The 18,397-nt window shown below is 69.3% G+C and carries 20 protein-coding genes and 2 tRNA genes; 5 read left to right on the top strand and 17 right to left on the bottom strand.

Annotation, left to right across the window (positions count from 1 at the left end; all coding sequences use genetic code 11):
• Window positions 1-250: 250 nt before the first annotated feature.
• Window positions 251-324, bottom strand: a tRNA-Ile gene (locus tag ABMQ42_RS12570).
• A 56-nt stretch (window positions 325-380) separates the two neighbouring features.
• Between ABMQ42_RS12570 and ABMQ42_RS12565 the strand changes: the two genes are divergently transcribed.
• Complete coding sequence (locus ABMQ42_RS12565) at window positions 381-575, top strand: hypothetical protein (protein WP_349723337.1); 195 nt, start codon at window positions 381-383, stop codon at window positions 573-575.
• On the opposite strand, the gene ABMQ42_RS12560 is transcribed toward ABMQ42_RS12565, so the two are convergent.
• Entirely contained in the window at window positions 572-1,570 is a 999-nt protein-coding gene (locus tag ABMQ42_RS12560; RefSeq protein WP_349723336.1) for a DMT family transporter, read from the bottom strand. The two genes, ABMQ42_RS12565 and ABMQ42_RS12560, sit on opposite strands and share 4 nt — an antisense overlap.
• A gap of 42 nt (window positions 1,571-1,612) precedes the next feature.
• Here ABMQ42_RS12560 and def point away from each other — a divergent pair, with 42 nt between their 5' ends.
• Window positions 1,613-2,179, top strand: coding sequence for a peptide deformylase (gene def, locus ABMQ42_RS12555; protein ID WP_349723335.1), 567 nt, complete (start codon window positions 1,613-1,615; stop codon window positions 2,177-2,179).
• An 8-nt stretch (window positions 2,180-2,187) separates the two neighbouring features.
• Here the strand turns inward: def and ABMQ42_RS12550 are convergent, their stop codons facing one another.
• The 6 genes from ABMQ42_RS12550 to dusB all read right to left on the bottom strand — a co-directional run bounded on the left by ABMQ42_RS12550 (window position 2,188) and on the right by dusB (window position 8,094).
• Window positions 2,188-2,733, bottom strand: a complete 546-nt coding sequence (locus ABMQ42_RS12550; RefSeq protein ID WP_349723334.1) for a ribonuclease H family protein — start codon at window positions 2,731-2,733, stop codon at window positions 2,188-2,190.
• A gap of 57 nt (window positions 2,734-2,790) precedes the next feature.
• Window positions 2,791-2,863: transfer RNA gene (locus tag ABMQ42_RS12545), tRNA-Asn, on the bottom strand.
• Between the two features lie 55 nt (window positions 2,864-2,918).
• Window positions 2,919-3,704 carry an ATP-binding cassette domain-containing protein gene (locus tag ABMQ42_RS12540; protein WP_349723333.1) on the bottom strand — a complete coding sequence of 262 codons (786 nt, stop codon included), beginning with the start codon at window positions 3,702-3,704 and terminating at the stop codon, window positions 2,919-2,921.
• 43 nt (window positions 3,705-3,747) lie between these two features.
• Window positions 3,748-5,607 carry a DNA primase gene (dnaG, locus tag ABMQ42_RS12535; RefSeq protein WP_349723332.1) on the bottom strand — a complete coding sequence of 620 codons (1,860 nt, stop codon included), beginning with the start codon at window positions 5,605-5,607 and terminating at the stop codon, window positions 3,748-3,750.
• A complete protein-coding gene (locus ABMQ42_RS12530) occupies window positions 5,607-6,941 on the bottom strand; it encodes a deoxyguanosinetriphosphate triphosphohydrolase (RefSeq protein ID WP_349723331.1) in 1,335 nt (444 codons plus the stop codon). The genes dnaG and ABMQ42_RS12530 overlap by 1 nt, the downstream gene beginning before the upstream one ends.
• Window positions 6,931-8,094, bottom strand: a complete 1,164-nt coding sequence (gene dusB, locus ABMQ42_RS12525; RefSeq protein WP_349723330.1) for a tRNA dihydrouridine synthase DusB — start codon at window positions 8,092-8,094, stop codon at window positions 6,931-6,933. Before dusB ends, ABMQ42_RS12530 begins: the two co-directional genes overlap by 11 nt.
• 57 nt (window positions 8,095-8,151) lie before the next feature.
• Between dusB and ABMQ42_RS12520 the strand changes: the two genes are divergently transcribed.
• Both ABMQ42_RS12520 and ABMQ42_RS12515 read left to right on the top strand, forming a co-directional pair.
• On the top strand, window positions 8,152-8,655 hold the full coding sequence (locus ABMQ42_RS12520; RefSeq protein WP_349723329.1) for a glutathione peroxidase: 504 nt from the start codon (window positions 8,152-8,154) through the stop codon (window positions 8,653-8,655).
• A gap of 49 nt (window positions 8,656-8,704) precedes the next feature.
• A complete protein-coding gene (locus ABMQ42_RS12515) occupies window positions 8,705-9,376 on the top strand; it encodes a DsbA family oxidoreductase (protein ID WP_349723328.1) in 672 nt (223 codons plus the stop codon).
• On the opposite strand, the gene ABMQ42_RS12510 is transcribed toward ABMQ42_RS12515, so the two are convergent.
• Both ABMQ42_RS12510 and recO read right to left on the bottom strand, forming a co-directional pair.
• Window positions 9,377-10,186 (bottom strand): isoprenyl transferase, encoded by an 810-nt coding sequence (locus ABMQ42_RS12510; RefSeq protein ID WP_349723327.1) that lies wholly within the window; start codon window positions 10,184-10,186, stop codon window positions 9,377-9,379.
• Window positions 10,183-10,935 carry a DNA repair protein RecO gene (gene recO / locus ABMQ42_RS12505; protein ID WP_349723326.1) on the bottom strand — a complete coding sequence of 251 codons (753 nt, stop codon included), beginning with the start codon at window positions 10,933-10,935 and terminating at the stop codon, window positions 10,183-10,185. Before recO ends, ABMQ42_RS12510 begins: the two co-directional genes overlap by 4 nt.
• Before the next feature lie 37 nt (window positions 10,936-10,972).
• Here recO and ABMQ42_RS12500 point away from each other — a divergent pair, with 37 nt between their 5' ends.
• The gene (locus tag ABMQ42_RS12500) at window positions 10,973-11,665 is read left to right on the top strand and encodes a trimeric intracellular cation channel family protein (RefSeq protein WP_349723325.1); all 693 of its coding nucleotides are present in this window, start codon (window positions 10,973-10,975) and stop codon (window positions 11,663-11,665) included.
• On the opposite strand, the gene leuA is transcribed toward ABMQ42_RS12500, so the two are convergent.
• The 7 genes from leuA to ABMQ42_RS12465 form a co-directional block, all read right to left on the bottom strand.
• Complete coding sequence (gene leuA, locus ABMQ42_RS12495; RefSeq protein ID WP_349723324.1) at window positions 11,662-13,422, bottom strand: 2-isopropylmalate synthase; 1,761 nt, start codon at window positions 13,420-13,422, stop codon at window positions 11,662-11,664. The two genes, ABMQ42_RS12500 and leuA, sit on opposite strands and share 4 nt — an antisense overlap.
• 160 nt (window positions 13,423-13,582) lie before the next feature.
• On the bottom strand, window positions 13,583-14,476 hold the full coding sequence (era, locus tag ABMQ42_RS12490; protein ID WP_349723323.1) for a GTPase Era: 894 nt from the start codon (window positions 14,474-14,476) through the stop codon (window positions 13,583-13,585).
• Window positions 14,473-15,759 (bottom strand): hemolysin family protein, encoded by a 1,287-nt coding sequence (locus ABMQ42_RS12485; protein ID WP_349723322.1) that lies wholly within the window; start codon window positions 15,757-15,759, stop codon window positions 14,473-14,475. Before ABMQ42_RS12485 ends, era begins: the two co-directional genes overlap by 4 nt.
• Window positions 15,756-16,223, bottom strand: a complete 468-nt coding sequence (ybeY, locus tag ABMQ42_RS12480) for an rRNA maturation RNase YbeY (RefSeq protein WP_349723321.1) — start codon at window positions 16,221-16,223, stop codon at window positions 15,756-15,758. Before ybeY ends, ABMQ42_RS12485 begins: the two co-directional genes overlap by 4 nt.
• Window positions 16,220-17,302 carry a PhoH family protein gene (locus ABMQ42_RS12475; RefSeq protein ID WP_349723320.1) on the bottom strand — a complete coding sequence of 361 codons (1,083 nt, stop codon included), beginning with the start codon at window positions 17,300-17,302 and terminating at the stop codon, window positions 16,220-16,222. The genes ybeY and ABMQ42_RS12475 overlap by 4 nt, the downstream gene beginning before the upstream one ends.
• Complete coding sequence (locus ABMQ42_RS12470; RefSeq protein ID WP_349723319.1) at window positions 17,292-17,642, bottom strand: HIT domain-containing protein; 351 nt, start codon at window positions 17,640-17,642, stop codon at window positions 17,292-17,294. The genes ABMQ42_RS12475 and ABMQ42_RS12470 overlap by 11 nt, the downstream gene beginning before the upstream one ends.
• Before the next feature lie 23 nt (window positions 17,643-17,665).
• A complete protein-coding gene (locus ABMQ42_RS12465) occupies window positions 17,666-18,397 on the bottom strand; it encodes a 16S rRNA (uracil(1498)-N(3))-methyltransferase (protein ID WP_349723318.1) in 732 nt (243 codons plus the stop codon).

Raw genomic sequence — 18,397 nt, 5'->3', positions numbered from 1 at the left:
TGTTCACTTTTCAAGCGCCGCTACTGTCCAGTTTTCGAGCGCCGCCGACAAGAGCACCTCGGAGCAGCATCCTGTAGCACTCTTGAATGACGCGAAGTCCTGCTGACCAGGTTTGCCTCGTGCGGAGAACTCGGATCCAGTACTCTCGAGAACCTACTTCTCCACCGAGGTTCACGAAACCTATTGCGTAGGTGGCGGCATCCTGAGCTCTTTGGTCCCGAAATTAATCGCGTCTGACCAGATCTTTTTGTAGGGCGGGTGGGACTTGAACCCACGATCGTCGGGTTATGAGCCCGCTGCCTTCACCAGCTTGGCCACCGCCCCTCTCGGAGAACGAGCCTATCGTGCCGCCGTCGTGGGATGATCACACCATGGGTGCGATGGGCTGGCTCCGGCGTCGGGCCTCGTCATTCGGGGGACTCGGATCCGGACTCGACGTGGTCTGGCGTCCGACGGCCGAAGAGGCGCATGCCGACTGGGAGATGCAGGTCGAGCTGCCCGCACCCACGCCGATCCCCGGCGACAAGGGACGCATTCACGACGGCAAGATCGTGATCAGCACCGAGCGGGACTAATTCTCCGGCTTGCCGTCGTTCGTGCCGTGGCTGCCGCGGCGGATCGGCAGCTCCTGGCTCTCGCTGATGACCTGCGGATGGTTGCGTGCCAGCGAGAACACTCCGTAGACGGCGATGAGGCCGGCCGCGACGAATCCGAGGAACGCCCAGATGTTGGCCGTCGCGGCTTCCTTCAGGACGAGCAGGCCGATGAGCACCGCCACCATCGGGTCGATGACGGTCAGCCCCGCGATGACGAGGTCGGGCGGGCCCACCGAATACGCCGTCTGCACGAAGTAGGCGCCCAGCACCACGGCGAGCAGCAGGCCCGCGGCGCACGCGATCGTCAGCCAATCGATGTCGCCCGCCTGCACGCGCTTGATGACGATCTTCGCGAGCGTCGCGACGAAGCCGTAGAGGATGCCCGACGTCACGATGTAGAACAGCGGGTGCGCACGCTTGCGGAACACGAGCCACGTGCCGGCGGCGAGCACCAGCACGACTCCCAGCATGACGACGACGGTCAGGATCTGTCCGTCCGTCAGCAGCGTCTCGGTGGCCACGAACGCGGCGATCGTGACGAACACGAAGATGCCGCCCACGCAGGCGATGATCGACCGCACGGACTGCGTCGTGGGCTTGTGGCCCGACACGCGGGCGTTCAGCAGCGTCGTGATCACGAGCGACACGGCGCCCAGCGGCTGCACGAGGATCAGCGGGGCGAACACGAGGGCGCTGAGCTGGCAGACGATCGCGAGGCCCAGCATGAGCGTTCCGACGACCCAGGACGGCCGGCGCAGCAGGCTGAGCATCTGCTTGCCGGTGAGCCCCTCGCTGCCGCTGGTGCCGGTGATCCGCTCGACCTTGTTGACGCCACGGTACTGATACTGCGCACCGAACGACATGAAGACGGCTCCGAGCAGCGCCAGCGGAATACCGATGAGGATCTTCGGGTCACCAAGGACCCCGACCAGCTGGTCGGTGACATCGTCCAGCGGCAGGTCCGTCGCGATCACCCTTCGACATTACCGGGGCGAGGCCGCCGGTAGGCTGAAGACGTGCCTGTTCTTCCCATCCGCATAATGGGCGACCCCGTGCTCCACTCCCCCGCGGCCCTCGTCGACGAGATCACCGACGAGATCCGACAGCTGGTTGCCGACATGTACGAAACGATGGATGCCGCACCCGGCGTGGGCCTCGCGGCGCCTCAGGTGGGCGTGCCGCTGCGCATCTACGTCTACACGTATCAGGACGACGACGGTGCTCCCTGGCGCGGCGAGATCATCAATCCGGTGCTGTGGATGAAGCCGGCCGAGCCCGGCGCGCCCGACCCCGATGAGGAGTCGGAAGGGTGCCTGTCGTTTCCCGGCGAGCGGTTCCCGCTCCGCCGATCCGATGAGGTGCTCGTCACCGGCATCGATGTCGAGGGCAGGCCGGTCCAGATCCAGGTGGACGGCTGGCGCGCCCGCATCATGCAGCACGAGTTCGATCACCTCGACGGCGTGCTCTACATCGATCGGCTGAGCGACAGCGACTGGAAGACGACGCAGAAGATCGCCAGGAAGCGCGGCTGGGGTCGCCCCGGACAGGCCTGGACGCCCGGCGTCGACGACATCGACGCCTAGCAACGCGCCTAACGGCGCTTCGGCTTGTCCTGCGCAGAGCGGGGCGGGTCGACGCTCACGTCGAGCGGCTCCTGGCCGTCCAGCGACGACCACCGGCTCGCCGTCCCCTTCGCGGCGTGCTTCGCCGCGCGCACGGCACGCTCATCGGCCCAGCTGTTCAACCGGTGGCCGGTGTGGCCGCGCACGTGCTCGAGGATCACGTCGGGCAGCCCGTGCTCACGGCGGGCGTCGCGCTCGGCGATGAGGTCCTTGAGGATGTCGACGTTCTTCGTGCGGGCGCCCGTACTGGTCTTCCAGCCGCGGCGCGCGTGACCGTCCATCCACGACGCGTAGGTGTCGATCGCGTACTTCGAGTCGGCCTGGACCGTGAGGTTCTCGACATCCCGGTGATCGCGGATCGCGTTGAGCAGCGCGAGCAGCTCCCCGATGTTGTTCGTCCCCTGCACGACCGAACCGGCGGCCCACTGGCCGTCGGCGCCCACCCACGCCCATCCTGCGGGCCCGGGGTTTCCCGAGCAGGCGCCGTCTGTTGCGAGGGTGTAGCTGTCAGTCACGGGGGCCCCTTCTCGCGCGCGAAAAAAGGCCCTGAGGGTGGAGCCTCAGGGCCTTCGCTCCCCCACTTGGACTCGAACCAAGAACCTGCCGGTTAACAGCCGGCTGCTCTGCCAATTGAGCTATGGAGGAATACATACCGCGTCGCCGCAGCAGCTCGTCTAGCTTAGCAAACTTCTCGGGGTGCTCATGACGCGATGAGGCGATGATCCGCGTCGCCGCTCGGGGTCCAGGTGACGTCCGACGCACTCTCGCCCACGGCGACGACGTGCCCCGCGCGCAGCACCAGCACGTGGGCGCCGAGCGCCTCCACGACGTCTCGATCGTTGCCCACGAGCAGGGTCGACATGCCGTAGGCCTCGCGTCGCCGGCGGATGGCCGCCAGCACCGCCTCCCGCGACGAGAGGTCGAGATTCGCCACCAGATCGTCGGCGATGAGCACGCGCGGCTGCAGCATCACGGCGCGGGCGAAGGCGACCCGCTGCCGCATCCCTGCGCTCAGCTCGTACGGATACTGCACCGTGATGCCCAGAGGGAGCTTCATCTCGTCGAGCAGCGCGGCGACGCGAATCGCCAGTGCGCGCTTGTCGACTCGACGCGAGCGTCGGGTGATCGGTGAGGCGATGACCTCTTCGACCGTCAGCCGCGACGGCAGGCGGGCGCCATCGCCCTGTGCGAGGTAACCGGTCACATAGGTGTGCTGGCGGTGCGCACGTCCCGGCTTGCGCACGGGGATCCCCTCCACCCATGCATCGCCGCCCACGACGGCCAGTCCGGGTTCTTCCGCGCCGGCGAGCACGGTCGCCAGGCTCGATTTGCCCGCCCCCGTGGGCCCGAGCACCGCGAGGGCCCCGCCGTGCGGCAGCCTCGCACTGACGCCGTCGACGACGCGTGCTCCCCCGCGAGCGGAGGCCCGCGCGATCGACAGATCGACGCACTCGATGGCGACTTCGGCGTCACGTCGTCGGGTCATGCCTTCATCCTGCCCTGTCCCCGCCGACGGCGCCAGCGACGCGCTACGAGTCGGCGAGCAGTCGCTGCCGTTCGGCATCGAGCTCACGCAGCTCGAGTCGGACGGCACGGCCCTCTTCGGAATCGGCCGGCACGCGCTGGATGGCTCCGAGCAGCTCGCGCTTGCGCCCGTCCAGCGCGCGCAGCACCAGCCGACGCGCCAGGTCGTGCGCCGACACCACGGCGTGGTCGTCGTCGCGCGCCGGGAACTCCCCCGTGAGAAGCTCGGCCGCCAGCGACCGGTACGGCTCGCGCACCGCCGAGACCGCATCGACGGCCCACCCGGTGCGCTCGACATCGGTGACGGCCGCCACGCTCTGCCGCACGGCCTCCAGCGCCGGGTTGCGCAGCGGCAGGGCGAGCGCGCGCACGCGCAACGTCGTCTCGATGCGGTGCCCGTACTGCAGGAACCCCATCATCGCGTCGCGTTCCAGCCCCACGTCGGGCGTGCGCTGCAGCGTGGCCAGCGTGACCCGCAGCTCGGGTTCGGACGGGGTGGATGCCGCGGCATCCTGCCGCTGCGGCGTCCGGGCCTGGTTCGCCTCGGCGTGGGCGGCACGGTCGACCTCGCGATCGACGGCGCCCGGCTCCATGCCGAGCCGGCGGGAGAGCACGTGCTTGTACTCGCTGCGCAGCAGCGGGTCGCGCAGCTCTGCGACGATCGGCGCCGCAGCCCGCAGGCCGCCGATGCGTCCCTCCACCGTCGCGAGATCGAACCCCGAGACCCGCTGGTCGATGACGAACTCGAACATGGGCACCTTCGCGTCCATGAGGGAACGGACCGCGGCATCCCCCCGCTGCAGTCGGAGATCGCAGGGGTCGAGACCCTCCGGACCGGTGGCCACGAAGCTCTGCGCCTTCAGCCCCTTGGTCGAGGCGAACGCGCGCACCGCGGCCTTCTGGCCCGCGGCGTCGGGGTCGAAGGTGAAGACCACCTCGGCGGAGCCGTCGTCGCCGATCACGCGGCGGAGGATGTTCATGTGCTCGCCGCCGAACGCCGTGCCACAGGTCGCGACCGCCGTCGTCACGCCGGCCAGATGGCAGGCCATGACGTCGGTGTACCCCTCGACGACGACCACCCGACGCGGGTCACCGCGCGAGATGTCGCGCTTGGCGAGGTCGAGCCCGTACAGCACCTGGGTCTTCTTGTAGAGCACGGTCTCGGGGGTGTTCAGGTACTTCGGACCGTTGTCGTCGTCGAACAGCCGGCGCGCGCCGAAGCCGAGCGTCTGCCCCGTGATGTCACGGATCGGCCAGACGACCCGCCCGCGGAAGCGATCGTAGACGCCGCGCTGGCCCTGTGACACGAGCCCGGCGGCCAGGAGCTCCTCATCGGTGAACCCCTGCTTGTGCAGGGCGTCGCGCAGTCCCGACCATCCCTTCGGCGCGAAGCCGACGCCGAAATGCGCCGCCGCACCCGCATCGAAGCCGCGCTGGCCGAGGAAGCGCCGACCGGCATCGGCGGCGGGGGTCATCAGCTGCTGGCGGTACCACTCGGCAGCCGCGGAGTTCGCGGCGTACAACCGCGTGCGGCCGGAGGTCTCGGGGGCGACCCCGCCCTCCTCGTAGTGAAGGGTGTAGCCGATGCGCGCGGCCATCCGCTCGACGGCCTCGGTGAACGTGAGATGGTCCATCTGCCGCAGGAACGTGTACACGTCGCCCGACTCGCCGCAGCCGAAGCAGTGGTAGAAGCCCACCTGCGGGCGCACGTTGAAGCTCGGGCTCTTCTCGTCGTGGAACGGGCAGAGACCCTTCATCGAGCCGATGCCGGCGGGCTTGAGCGCCACGCGCTCGCCGATGACGTCGGCGATGTTCACGCGCGCCTTGACCTCGTCGATGTCGGCCTGCGCGATGCGACCCGCCATCAGTGCGCCCCGACCGGGTCGGGCGACCACACTCCCAGCGAGGCCGCGTCGATGTCGCCGACGAGCGTCCGATGCCAGGAGATCGCCTGCTGGTCGGTGAGACTCGCGACCTGATCGACGACGACGCGCCGTGCCGCGGCATCCGTCCCCGCGGCGGCGAAGTCCTCCGCGTACATGGGCGACAGACGTTCGGGATGCTGCACCAGCGCGTCGGCGAGCCGCTTGAGGACTCTCCGCTGCTCCTTGTACAGCTGCTTGCGCCCCTCGATCGAGACGACGAATGCGCCGATGACGCCCTTGAGCACCGCCATCTCGACCTCGATGACCCGCGGCACCACGACGTGTGCGCGATAGCGGGTCAGGTCTTCTGCGGCGTACGCGTCGCGCGTCGCTGCGGTCGCCGCCCGGGCGAAGCGCCCGATCAAGTCGCTGGTCAGGTTCTTCAACCGCGCGAGATCGGCCCGTGTGGCGGTGAACGTCGTCAGCCACTCGCCGAGCCGGGTGAGCCGATGCAGGGCGTCGGCCAGCTCGTCGCGGTGGAAGTCGTACCCCACCCAGGTCTGGATGGCGTCCAGCAGAGCCTCGTGCTCACCGGGTGCGGTCAGACGCGCCGGGTCGAGGTACCCGTTGACGATCGCGTCCTCGAAGTCGTGGACCGAGTAGGCGATGTCGTCGGAGAGATCCATGACCTCGGCCTCGATGCAGCGCACCCGACCGGGCGCGCCGGCACGCATCCAGTGGAAGATGTCCTCGTCCTCGGCGTACACGCCGAACTTGAGTCGTCCGCCGGCGTCGGGCAGGGGTCTGTCGGCCGTCCACGGGTACTTGCAGGTGGCGTCGAGGCTCGCACGGGTGAGGTTCAACCCGTAGCTGGCCCCGTCGGGCCCGAGCACCTTCGGCTCGAGTCGCGTCACGATGCGCAGGGTCTGCGCGTTGCCCTCGAAGCCGCCGATGTCTTCGGCCCACTCGTTCATGGCGCGCTCGCCGTTGTGTCCGAACGGCGGATGCCCCAGGTCGTGGTTCAGGCACGCGGTGTCGACCACGTCGGGCGACAGGCGCAGGGCCGTGGCCAGCTCGCGGCCCACCTGCGCGACCTCGAGCGAGTGCGTCAGTCGGTTGCGTGCGAAATCGGCGGGCGAGGCGGGGCTGAGCACCTGCGTCTTCGCGGCCAGCCGGCGCAGCGCCGCGGAGTGCAGCACTCGGGCGCGGTCACGGGCGAAGTCGTCGCGCTGCGAGCGATGCCGCTCCCCGAAGAAGCGCGCGGCATCGGCGTCGTCGTATCCGCTCGGCCGGCCCGGGGAGACGCCGACCGCGGACGCGCCTTCAGCCGCCACTCGTGTCGGCCTCCGATTCGGTCAGGGTCGCGGCGTGCGCACCGATCTCGCGCGAGTCGAGCCACCCCTCGGGCAGCACCGTGCGCTTGGGAGAGCCGGCACGGCCGCGCTGGCCTTCGGCACCCGCCCCGGGATACGGGGCATCGAGATCCATCTCCGCGAGGAGCTCGTCGATCTCGGCGAGGCTCGAGGCGGTGGCCAGGCGCGCACGCAGCTCGCCGCCCACCGGATAGCCCTTGAAATACCAGGCGACGTGCTTGCGGACATCGCGGCACCCGCGGTCCTCATCCTCGAAGAACTCGACGAGCAGCTCGGCATGGCGACGGAACGCCTGCGCGACGAAGCCGAGCGTCGCGTCGACGGGGTCGCCGTGCGCGGCGCCGGGCTCGCCCAGGGCACGGGCGAGGTCGCCGAACAGCCATGGGCGGCCGAGGCATCCACGACCCACCACGACGCCGTCGCAGCCGGTCTCGGCCATCATCCGCTGCGCGTCGGCCGCCGACCAGATGTCGCCGTTGCCGAGCACGGGAATGCTCGTCACCGCATCCTTCAGGGTCGCGATCGCCGACCAGTCGGCGTGACCGGAGTAGTACTGGCCCGCCGTGCGCGCGTGCAGCGCGATGGCCGATACCCCCGCGTCTTCGGCGATGCGCGCCGCATCGAGATAGGTGAGGTGCGTGTCGTCGATGCCCTTGCGCATCTTGATGGTGACCGGGACGTCACCCGCGGCTTTCACGGCGCGTGTCACGATGGCCTCGAACAGGTCGAGCTTCCACGGCAGCGCGGAACCGCCGCCCTTGCGGGTGACCTTGGGAACGGGGCATCCGAAGTTCATGTCGATGTGATCGGCGCGGTCTTCGTCGACGAGGATCTTCACCGCGTTCTCGACCGTCACAGGATCGACGCCGTACAGCTGGATCGACCGCAGCGACTCGGACTCGTGGTGGGTGATCAGCCGCATCGTGACCGCGTTGCGCTCGACGAGCGCACGAGTGGTGATCATCTCGCTGACATAGAGGCCAGCACCGTACTCGCGACACAGCCGCCGGAACGCGGCGTTGGTGATCCCTGCCATGGGCGCGAGCACGACGGGCGCGTCGAGCTCGATCGGCCCGATGCGCAGCGTGCGGGCGGGGGCGGTCAGGGTCGTCACCTGTCCATTCTCCCAGACCGCGGCGCCAGGCGGGACGCACACGCTTAGGCTGTGGACATGGCACCCGAAACCTCCCCCTCGCTCGGCGAGATCCCCTTCGCGACGGCCGATGGCGGCTCCGCGACCCTGCAGGACTATGACGGCAAGGTCGTGATGATCGTCAACGTCGCCTCCCGGTGCGGCAACACCCCGCAGTACGAGCAGCTCGAGCAGCTGCAGGAGGCCTACGGCGACCGCGGCTTCACCGTGCTCGGCTTCCCCTGCAACCAGTTCATGGGCCAGGAGCCCGGCTCGATCGACGAGATCGTCGAGTACTGCTCCACCACCTGGGGGGTCACCTTCCCCATCCTCGACAAGATCAAGGTCAACGGGCCCGGCGCCGCTCCGCTCTACAAGGCGCTGAAGAAGGCGCGCAACGCCGAGGGCGAGCGCGGCCCGATCCGCTGGAACTTCGAGAAGTTCGTGGTGACGCCGGGCGGCGGCATCCATCGCTTCCACCCCAAGACGAAGCCCGACGACCCCGCCGTCGTCGCCGTGATCGAAGAGAACCTGCCCGCGTGATCTTTCCCATGCGTGGGAATACATCTCGCCCGGAGAGGTTGCACCTGCTGTGACTGAACCCATCTCGATCGACATCTGGTCCGACATCGCCTGCCCGTGGTGCTACATCGGCAAGCGCAACCTCGAGAAGGGGCTGGCCCAGGCATCCGAGGGCGACGACGCCCCCGAGGTGGAGGTGGTGTTCCACTCGTTCGAGCTCTCCCCCGACACCCCCGTCGACTTCCAGGGCACGGAGGTCGACTACCTCACGGGGCACAAGGGCATGTCGCCCGACCAGGTGCACCAGATGCTCGACCGCGTGACGGGAGTGGCCGCCCAGGCGGGGCTGCACTACGACTTCGACAGTCTGCAGCACACCAACACGGTGAAGGCGCACGAGCTGCTGCACTTCGCGAAGGAGCACGGCGCGCAGCGCGAGATGAAGGAGCGCCTGATGTCGGCGTACTTCACGGAGGGACGCCACGTCGGGCGCATCGACGACCTCGTCGCGCTCGCCGAAGAGGTGGGGCTGGATGCCGCGGCCGCCCGCGACGCGCTCGAGTCGGGCCGCTACCTGCAGGCCGTGCGCGACGACCAGGCCCAGGCCGCCGCCTACGGCATCAACGGCGTGCCGTTCTTCGTCATCGACGGCAAGTACGGTGTCAGCGGCGCCCAGCCGCCCGAGGCCTTCGCGCAGATCGCTCGCCAGGTGTGGGACGAGCACCGCGCTGCGACGGCCTGATCAGAGCGCTTCGTCGGGGGCGTCCACCGCGCCCCCGAACCGCCGATCGCGGTCGAGGTACAGGTCGATGGCGTGCCAGAGGTCCTGCCGGGTGAAGTCGGGCCACAGCGTGTCGAGGAAGACGAATTCGGCGTAGGCCGACTCCCACAGCAGGAAGTTCGACGTGCGCTGCTCGCCCGACGAGCGCACGAACAGGTCGACGTCGGGCATCTCGGGGATGTAGAGCCGGCGTCGGATGAGCTTCTCGGTCACCGCCGACGGCTTCAGCCTCTTCGCGGCGACGTCGTCGGCGATCGAGCGCATCACGTCGACGAGCTCGACGCGGCCGCCGTAGTTCACGCACATCGTGAGGGTGAGCACGTCGTTGCCGGCGGTGAGCTGCTCGGCGTACTGCAGCTCTTTGATGACCGAACCCCACAGCCGCGGCTTGCGCCCCGCCCACCGCACGCGCACGCCCCACTCGTTGAGCTGGTCGCGCCGCCGGTGCAGCACCTCGCGGTTGAACCCCATGAGGAAGCGCACCTCGTCGGGCGAGCGCGTCCAGTTCTCGGTCGAGAAGGCATAGACCGACAGGTGCTTCACGCCCGCCTGGACGGCGCCGGCGACGACGTCGAGCAGTGCCGCCTCACCCGCGCGGTGCCCCTCGACGCGGGTGAGACCGCGGCGGTTCGCCCAGCGCCCGTTGCCGTCCATCACGATGGCGACGTGGTCGGGCACCGCCCCCTTCGGATACTCCGGCGGGTACACGCCCGTCCAATCGAGGGGGCGGAACGGCACGGCGTCTTTGTGCGTGTAGGGCTTGGGGCTCACAGGCGGGCTTCCTCCGGCAGCGCCGGCTCGGAGAGGACGTGCTCGAGGGCGCGGATGCCGCGCTCGAGGTGCCACTGGGCGTAGGCCGCCACGAGGCCCGACGCGGCCGCCGTCGCGGCCGGGGTCGCGGCATCCACCACATCCCACTCCCCCGCGATGAGCGACTGCAGCAGCCCGGTCGTCGCCATGTCGACGCGGACGGAGCCCGCGGGTGCGCATTCGTGGCACACGACGCCCCCCAGCTGCGCGACGAAGTTCTCGTGGGGGCCCGGCAGCCCGCAGCGCGCGCAGTCGCCGAGCCCGGGTGCCCAGCCCGACATCGACATCGCGCGCAGCAGATAGGAATCGAGGATGCTGCGCGCCGCGTGCTCGCCGCGTGCGAGGGCCCGCAGGCCGCCCACCAGCAGGAGATACTGCTGGGGTGTCGCCTCGGCCTCGTTCAGCCGATCGGCGGTCTCGACCATGGCGCTGGCGGCCGTGTAGCGGTCGTAGTGCATCGCGATCTCGGCACCGTACGCGCCCAGCGACTCGGCCTGCTGGATGATGTCGAGACTGCGCCCGACGTACAGCTGCACGTCGGCCACCATGAACGGCTCGAGGCGCGCGCCGAAGCGCGACGAGGTGCGCCGCACGCCCTTCGCGACCGCGCGGACCTTGCCGTGCCGCCTGCTCAGGCAGGTGACGATGCGGTCGGCTTCACCCAGCTTGTGGGTGCGCAGGACCACGACTTCGTCGCGATAGGTGGGCACTCCTCCATTATCCCGGGCACCGGGGACAATAGAGGGCGTGAACGAGCCGATCCTCATCATTCCGCTGTGGGCGGACCTGACCGCGGTGGCCCTCGGCGGCATCCAGGGCGCGCTGTTCGCCGCCGGGTTCCGCGGGCAGCGCCGCCTGGACTTCCTGGGCGTAGCGATCATCGGGATCATGGTCGGGATGGGCGGCGGGCTCATCCGCGACCTGCTGCTGAACGTCACGCCGGTGACGCTGCACAGCAACTGGTACCTCCTGACGGCGACGGCGGCATCCCTCGTGGGGATGCTCCTCGCGGGGCCGTTGAGCAGGGCCAACGGTGTGATCGTGGGGCTCGACGCCCTCGTGATCGCCCTGTTCGGCGCGTTCGGAACGAGCAAGGCCCTGACGTTGGGGCTGCCGCTCGTGCCGGCCGTCTTCATCGGAGCGTGCGCCGCGGTCGGCGGCGGCGTTCTGCGCGATGTCCTCGTGGGACTGCCCGTCGCGATCATGCACGTCGGGTCGCTCTACGCCGTCGCCGCCGGCGCGGGATGCCTCGTACTGGCCGTGGCCCACCTGCTCGGCACGCCGATGGTGGCCTCGGCCGTGATCGGGATCGTGGTGACCGCCGTGATCCGCGTGCTCGCGGTGGTCTTCGACGTGTCGCTGCCCGAGCAGCGCATGCTGCATCGGCGCAAGGTCGCGGTGGAGACCACCGCGATCCCGATCGTCAAGCCCGAGGACTAGACCGCGGCGAGGGTCTGCGACTCCTGCCGCGTACGGATCGCCCGGTTGACTCCCGACACGATGGCCTTGAGCGATGCCGTCGAGATGTCGCCGTCGATGCCGACGCCCCACAGGCGCTGGTCGTCGACCTGCAGCTCGACGTACGAGGCCGCCTGCGCGTCGCCGCCGGTGGAGAGCGCGTGCTCGACGTAGTCGTACACCGTGACGTCGATGCCCTCGGCGCGCAGCACCTCGACGAACGCCGCGACCGGGCCGTTGCCGGTCGCCTGCGTCTGCACCTCGATCTCGCCGTCGCGCAGCTTCACGTCGAGCACCACGTCACCGGTCATGTCGCTCGAGGTGCGCGTGCTCAGCAGCTCGAACCGGCCCCAGCGCGCCTCGTCCACATCGGTGGGCAGGTACTCGTCGGTGAAGATGTCCCAGATCTGGGAGCTGGTGACCTCGCCGCCCTCTTCGTCGGTCTTGGCCTGCACGACACCAGAGAACTCGATCTGCAGACGGCGCGGCAGGTCGAGCGCGTGGTCGGTCTTCAACAGGTAGGCGACGCCGCCCTTGCCCGACTGCGAGTTGACACGGATGACCGCCTCGTAGGAGCGGCCCAGGTCCTTCGGGTCGACGGGCAGATAAGGCACGCCCCACTCGATCTCGTCGACCGTGACGCCCGCCGCGGCGGCGCGGGCCTCCATCGACTCGAAGCCCTTCTTGATGGCGTCCTGGTGCGAGCCGCTGAACGCGGTGAAGACCAGGTCGCCGCCCCACGGCGTGCGTTCGGGCACGGGCAGCTGGTTGCAGTGCTCGACGGTGCGCTTGATCTGATCGATGTCGCTGAAGTCGATCTGCGGGTCGATGCCCTGCGTGAACAGGTTGACGCCCAGCGTCACCAGGTCGACGTTGCCGGTGCGCTCACCGTTGCCGAACAGGCAGCCCTCGATCCGGTCCGCGCCGGCCATGTAGCCCAGCTCGGCCGCCGCGACCGCGGTGCCGCGGTCGTTGTGCGGGTGCAGCGAGAGGATGACGTTCTCGCGGTGGTTCAGGTGCCGGTTCATCCACTCGATCGAGTCCGCGTACACGTTGGGCGTGGCCATCTCGACGGTGGCGGGCAGATTGATGATGACCTTGCGGGAGGGCTCAGGCTCGAAGATGTCCAGCACCTGGTTGCAGATGTCGGCGGCGAACTCCAGTTCGGTGCCCGTGTAGCTCTCGGGCGAGTACTCGTAGTACACGGCCGTCTCGGGCACCCGCTTCTCGTACTCGCGGCACAGGCGGGCACCGTTCAGGGCGATGTCGATGATGCCCTGCTTGTCGGTGCGGAACACGACCTCGCGCTGCAGGATGCTCGTCGAGTTGTACAGGTGCACGATGGCCTGCTTGGCCCCGGCGATCGCCTCGTACGTGCGCTCGATCAGGTGCTCGCGCGACTGCGTCAGCACCTGGATCGTGACGTCGTCGGGGATGAGGTGCTCTTCGATCAGCTGGCGCACGAAGTCGAAGTCGGTCTGGCTCGCCGAGGGGAATCCGACCTCGATCTCCTTGTAGCCCATGCGCACCAGCAGGTCGAACATGATGCGCTTGCGCTCGGGGCTCATCGGGTCGATGAGCGCCTGGTTGCCGTCGCGCAGATCGACCGCGCACCACCGGGGCGCGACGCTGATGTGCTTCGTGGGCCAGGTGCGGTCGGGCAGGTCGACGCGGATCTGCTCGTGGAACGGCCGATACTTGTGGATCGGCATCGTCGAGGGCTTCTGGTTGTTCTTCATCTCGGGGCTCTGCATCTCTCGTCTGGAAAGCGGGCCAACGCGAAGCTCCGCGACGAGGAAGGCCCTAGAACGAGGACTCGCCGCGGCAGCTAAGGAGAAGCACGAAGCCTGCACGCATGAAGACAGAGTACACCCGTCGCGAGGGCGTGCAGGACACGGTTCAGAATCCCAGGCGCCCGAGCTGCTTGGGGTCGCGCTGCCACTCCTTGGCCACGCGCACGTGCAGCGACAGGAACACCTTGGTGCCCACGAGCGGCTCGATCCCCGCGCGAGCGCGGGCCCCGACATCCTTCAGCCGTGCACCCTTGCGCCCGATGATGATCGCCTTCTGGCTGTCGCGCTCCACGACGATGTCGGCGTAGACGTCGGTGAGCTCCTTGTCGTCGCGTCGCGAGATGTCCTGGATGGTCACTGCTATCGAGTGCGGCAGCTCGTCGCGCACGCCCTCCAACGACGCCTCGCGGATGATCTCGGCGATGCGGTCTTCGAGGCTCTCATCGGTCACGACGTCGTCGGGGTACAGCGCCGGCCCGGTCGGCATGAGGGAGAGCAGCTCGTCGCTGAGCACGTCGAGCTGGTCGCGTGTGAGCGCCGAGAGCGGGATGACCGCCGCCCAGTCCTCGCGCAGCTGATCGACCTCCACCAGCCGCTCGGTGATCTCGTCGCGGGTCGCGGCATCCGTCTTCGTCACGATCGCGACCTTCTTCGCACGCGGATATCCGTCGAGCGACGCCGCGATGCGCCGGTCGCCCGGCCCCACCTTCTCGGTCGCGGGAGCGCAGAAGGCGATGACGTCGACGTCGCCGAGCACCTGCTCGACGAGATCGTTCAGCCGCTGCCCGAGCAGGGTGCGCGGGCGGTGGATGCCGGGGGTGTCGACGATGATCAGCTGGCCGTCGGGGCGGTTCAGGATGCCGCGGATCGCCCGCCGCGTGGTCTGCGGCTTCTCGCTGGTGATGGCGACCTTCTCGCCGACGAGCGCGTTGGTCAACGTCGATTTGCCCACGTTCGGGCGCCCCACGAACGTCACGAATCCGCATCGGATGTCGGTCATCGTCCCTGCTCCTTCTCTGCGGCGACGCGCTCGACGAACACGGTCGCGATGCCGCGCCCGCGCCCGCGCGAGGCGCCCCCGGTCAGTCTCAGCCCGTCGTAGACGGCCGTCGCCCCCGGCTGCGGCACCCGGCCCAGCACCTTGCCGAGGAGTCCGCCGATCGAGTCCACTTCTTCATCGTCGAGCTCGAGGTCGAAGAGCTCCCCCACGTCCGACACCGGCAGCCGCGAGCTGACCCGGAACCGCTCGGGGCCCAGCTCGACCACCTCGCTCGCGCGAGGGTCGTACTCGTCGGCGATCTCGCCCACGAGCTCCTCGATGATGTCCTCGAGCGTGACCAGGCCCGCCACGGACCCGTACTCGTCGACCACCATGCACACGTGCACGGCGTCACGCTTCATCTGCTGCAGAAGCGTCTCGACCCGCATCGACTCGGGGACGAACACCGGCGGACGCGCGATGCCCGTCACCGGGGCATCCTGCCACCCGGTGTCGGTCCCGCCATCGCGGAACCCGATCAGCACGAGGTCCTTCAGATACAGCACGCCCACGACGTCGTCGGCGTCGTCGTCGACCACGGGGATGCGCGACACGCCCTTGTCGAGGAACACGCTCATCGCCTCACGGGCGTTGGTCGTGGCATCCACCGAAACCATGTCGGGGCGCGGGACCATCACCTCGCGCACGAACGTGTCGGTGAAGTCGAACACGGAGTGGATGAGGTCGCGGTCGTCCTGCTCGATGAGGTCCTGCGACGCGGCCTCGTCGACCATGCTGAGGAGCTGCTCTTCGCTGGAGAACGACGCACCCCGCGCGCCGCCGGGGGTGACCTTGTCGCCGAAGGCGATGAGGCCGTGCACGATCGGGCCGAGGATGATCCGGATGCCGCGCACGATGCGCGCGCTGCCGCGCAGCAGGCCCTGCGCGTGGCGCCGGCCCACCGAGCGGGGGCTCGCGCCCACCAGGACGAACGAGATCGCGGTCATGAGGATGACCGCGGCGAGCATCGCCCACCAGATGCTGTGGAACAGGATCGTGAACGCGACCGTGACCAGCACGGCGGCACCGGTCTCGACGAGCACGCGGATGAACGTGACCGCCTGCAGGTGCGCGTCGGCGTCGTCGGCGATGCGGCGCAGCTGCGGTGCCCCGCGGCCGCCGTCCTCGGCCATGTCGACGAGGTCCTGACGACTGGTCACCTCCATCGCGGCGTCGATGGCGGCCATGAGCCCGCCGAACGCCACCAGGAGGACGGCGGCGATGAGAAGGAGGAGTGCCGTCATGAGCGGTGGCGGCGCTCCGCGGTGTGGAAGCTCAGCAGCAGGTCGCGCTGCAGTCCGAACATCTCGCGCTCCTCGTCGGGCTCGGCGTGGTCGAAGCCGAGCAGGTGGAGCAGTCCGTGCGTGGTCAGCAGCAGCAGCTCGTCGAGCGTCGAATGGCCGGCCTGCTCGGCCTGCACCTCGGCGACCTGCGGGCACAGCACGATGTCGCCGAGCAGCCCCGCGGGCGTGGGCAGGTCGGCGGTGCCGGGGCGCAGCTCGTCCATCGGGAAGCTGAGGACGTCGGTGGGGCCCGGCTCGTCCATCCACTGCACGTGCAGGGACTCCATGGCGCCCTCGTCGACGAGCAGGATCGCCACCTCGGCGTCGGGGCTCACGTGCAGCTGGGCCAGGTTGTGCTCGGTCAGCCGGAGCAGCTTCCGCTCGTCGACCGTGACGCCCGACTCGTTGGTTATCTCGATCGTCATGGCCGTCCTCGCCTCTGCTGGTGGTCTCGTGGTCCGCGTGGGCGCAGCTGTGCGCCGCGCCGCTCGGCGCGGTTGGCGAACTCCTCGGCCTCATCGCGCTCGCGGCGCGCGGCCAGGCGCTTCTCGTCGTACTCGGTGTACGCATCGACGATGCGGCCCACCAGGGTGTGGCGCACCACGTCGTCGCTGGTGAGGTACGAGAAGTGGATGTCGTCGATCTCCTTCAGCACGCGTGTCACGAGCCGCAGGCCCGACGCCGACTGCGGCAGGTCGATCTGCGTGATGTCGCCGGTGACGACCATGCGCGTGCCGAAGCCGAGGCGTGTGAGGAACATCTTCATCTGCTCGGGCGTGGTGTTCTGCGCCTCGTCGAGCACGACGAAGGAGTCGTTGAGCGTCCTTCCGCGCATGTACGCCAGCGGCGCGACCTCGATCGTGCCGCTCGCTATCAGCTTGGGGACCAGCTCGGGGTCCATCATCTCGTTGAGCGCGTCGTACAGCGGCCGCAGGTACGGGTCGATCTTGTCGTTGAGCGTGCCGGGCAGGAACCCCAGCCGCTCCCCCGCCTCGATGGCCGGACGGGACAGGATGATGCGGCTGACCTCTTTGCGCTGCAGCGCCTGCACGGCCTTGGCCATGGCCAGATAGGTCTTGCCGGTACCGGCCGGACCGATGCCGAACACGATGGTGTTCTCGTCGATCGCGTCGACGTAGGCCTTCTGGCCGGCGGTCTTCGGGCGGATCACCTTGCCGCGCGACGACAGGATCGCCTCGCCGAGCACCTCGGACGGGCGCATGCCCGTCTCGGCCCGCAGCATACGGTTCGACGACACGACGTCGACGGGGTCGAGGCCGTGGCCGGCGCGGGCCATCGCGATGAGCTCTTCGACCAGCGACCGTGCCGCGCTCACGGCCGGCGCGTCACCGGAGAGCGTGATCTCGTTGCCGCGCACGTGCACATCGACATCAGGATGCTCACGCTCCACCACGCGCAGCAGGCGGTCCTGCGGACCGAGGAGCTGCACCATCGCGACGCCGTCCGCGTAGATCCGCTCGACGGCGGCTGCGTCATCCGGCATTCATGCTCGATTCGTCGAGGCCGCCCGACAGCACGTGCGCATGCACGTGGAAGACGGTCTGACCGGCATTCGCGCCGGTGTTGAAGATGAGGCGGAAGTCGCCGTCGCCCTCCGCGTCGGCGAGCCCCTTCGCGAGCTCGATCATCTCGATGAGCAGCCCGGGGTCGCCCGCGGCGAGCTCGGTCACGTCGCGGTACTCCTGTGTCTTGGGGATCACCAGCAGGTGGGTCGGCGCCTTCGGCGCGATGTCGCGGATCGCGAACAGCGTGTCGGTCTGCGCGACGATCTCCGACGGGATCTCGCCGTTCAGGATGCGCGTGAAGATCGAGGGTTCGCTCATGCGTCCAGTCTACTGAGCGGGTCTCACCAGCGCCCGAGGCGCGTGCTGACGATGGCCATCGCGGCCGGCCCCGCGGTCGAGGTGCGCAGCACCGTGTCGCCGAGGACGGCGATGACGGCCCCCGCGTCGGCGAACGCCGTGAGCTCTTCGGGCGCCACGCCGCCCTCGGGCCCGACGATCAGCACGACGTCGCGGTCGACCGGGAGGTCGAGCGCGCTCAGTCGTTCGGCTCCGGTCGGCTCGAGGACGATGAGGCGGGATGCCGCAGCCCGGCCGATCAGCTCACGCGTCGTGGCGACCTCGGCCACCTCCGGGATCCAGGCGCGGTGCGCCTGCTTGGCCGCCTCGCGGGCGATGGTCTGCCAGCGACCACGAGCCTTCGCCTTCTTCGCGCCCTCCCAGCGCGACACGCTGCGTGCCGCCTGCCACGGGACGATCTCGTCGACCCCCAGCTCGGTCGACGCCTGCACGGCGAGCTCGTCGCGGTCACCCTTGGCCAGCGCCTGGACCAGCACGATGCGCGGAGCCGGAGCCGGCACGTCGTCGCGGGCGGTCACGCGCACGGCGACCTGCTGGGGTGCGACGTCCTCGCACTCGGCGGTCAGCCAGGCGCCACGACCGTCGCCGAGCGTGATCTGCTCGCCCGCGCGCACACGCCGCACGGTCGCGGCATGGTGCGCCTCGGCACCGGTGAGCACGACGCGGTCGCCGATGCGGGCGTCGGTCGCGGCATCCACCACGAAGTGCAGGGCCAT

It is taken from the genome of Microbacterium sp. KR10-403, assembly GCF_040196215.1.
In the GTDB taxonomy this organism is placed as follows: Bacteria; Actinomycetota; Actinomycetes; order Actinomycetales; family Microbacteriaceae; genus Microbacterium.
The sequence above is the reverse complement of the archived record's forward strand: the minus strand, read 5'-3'. Positions and strand labels throughout refer to the sequence as shown.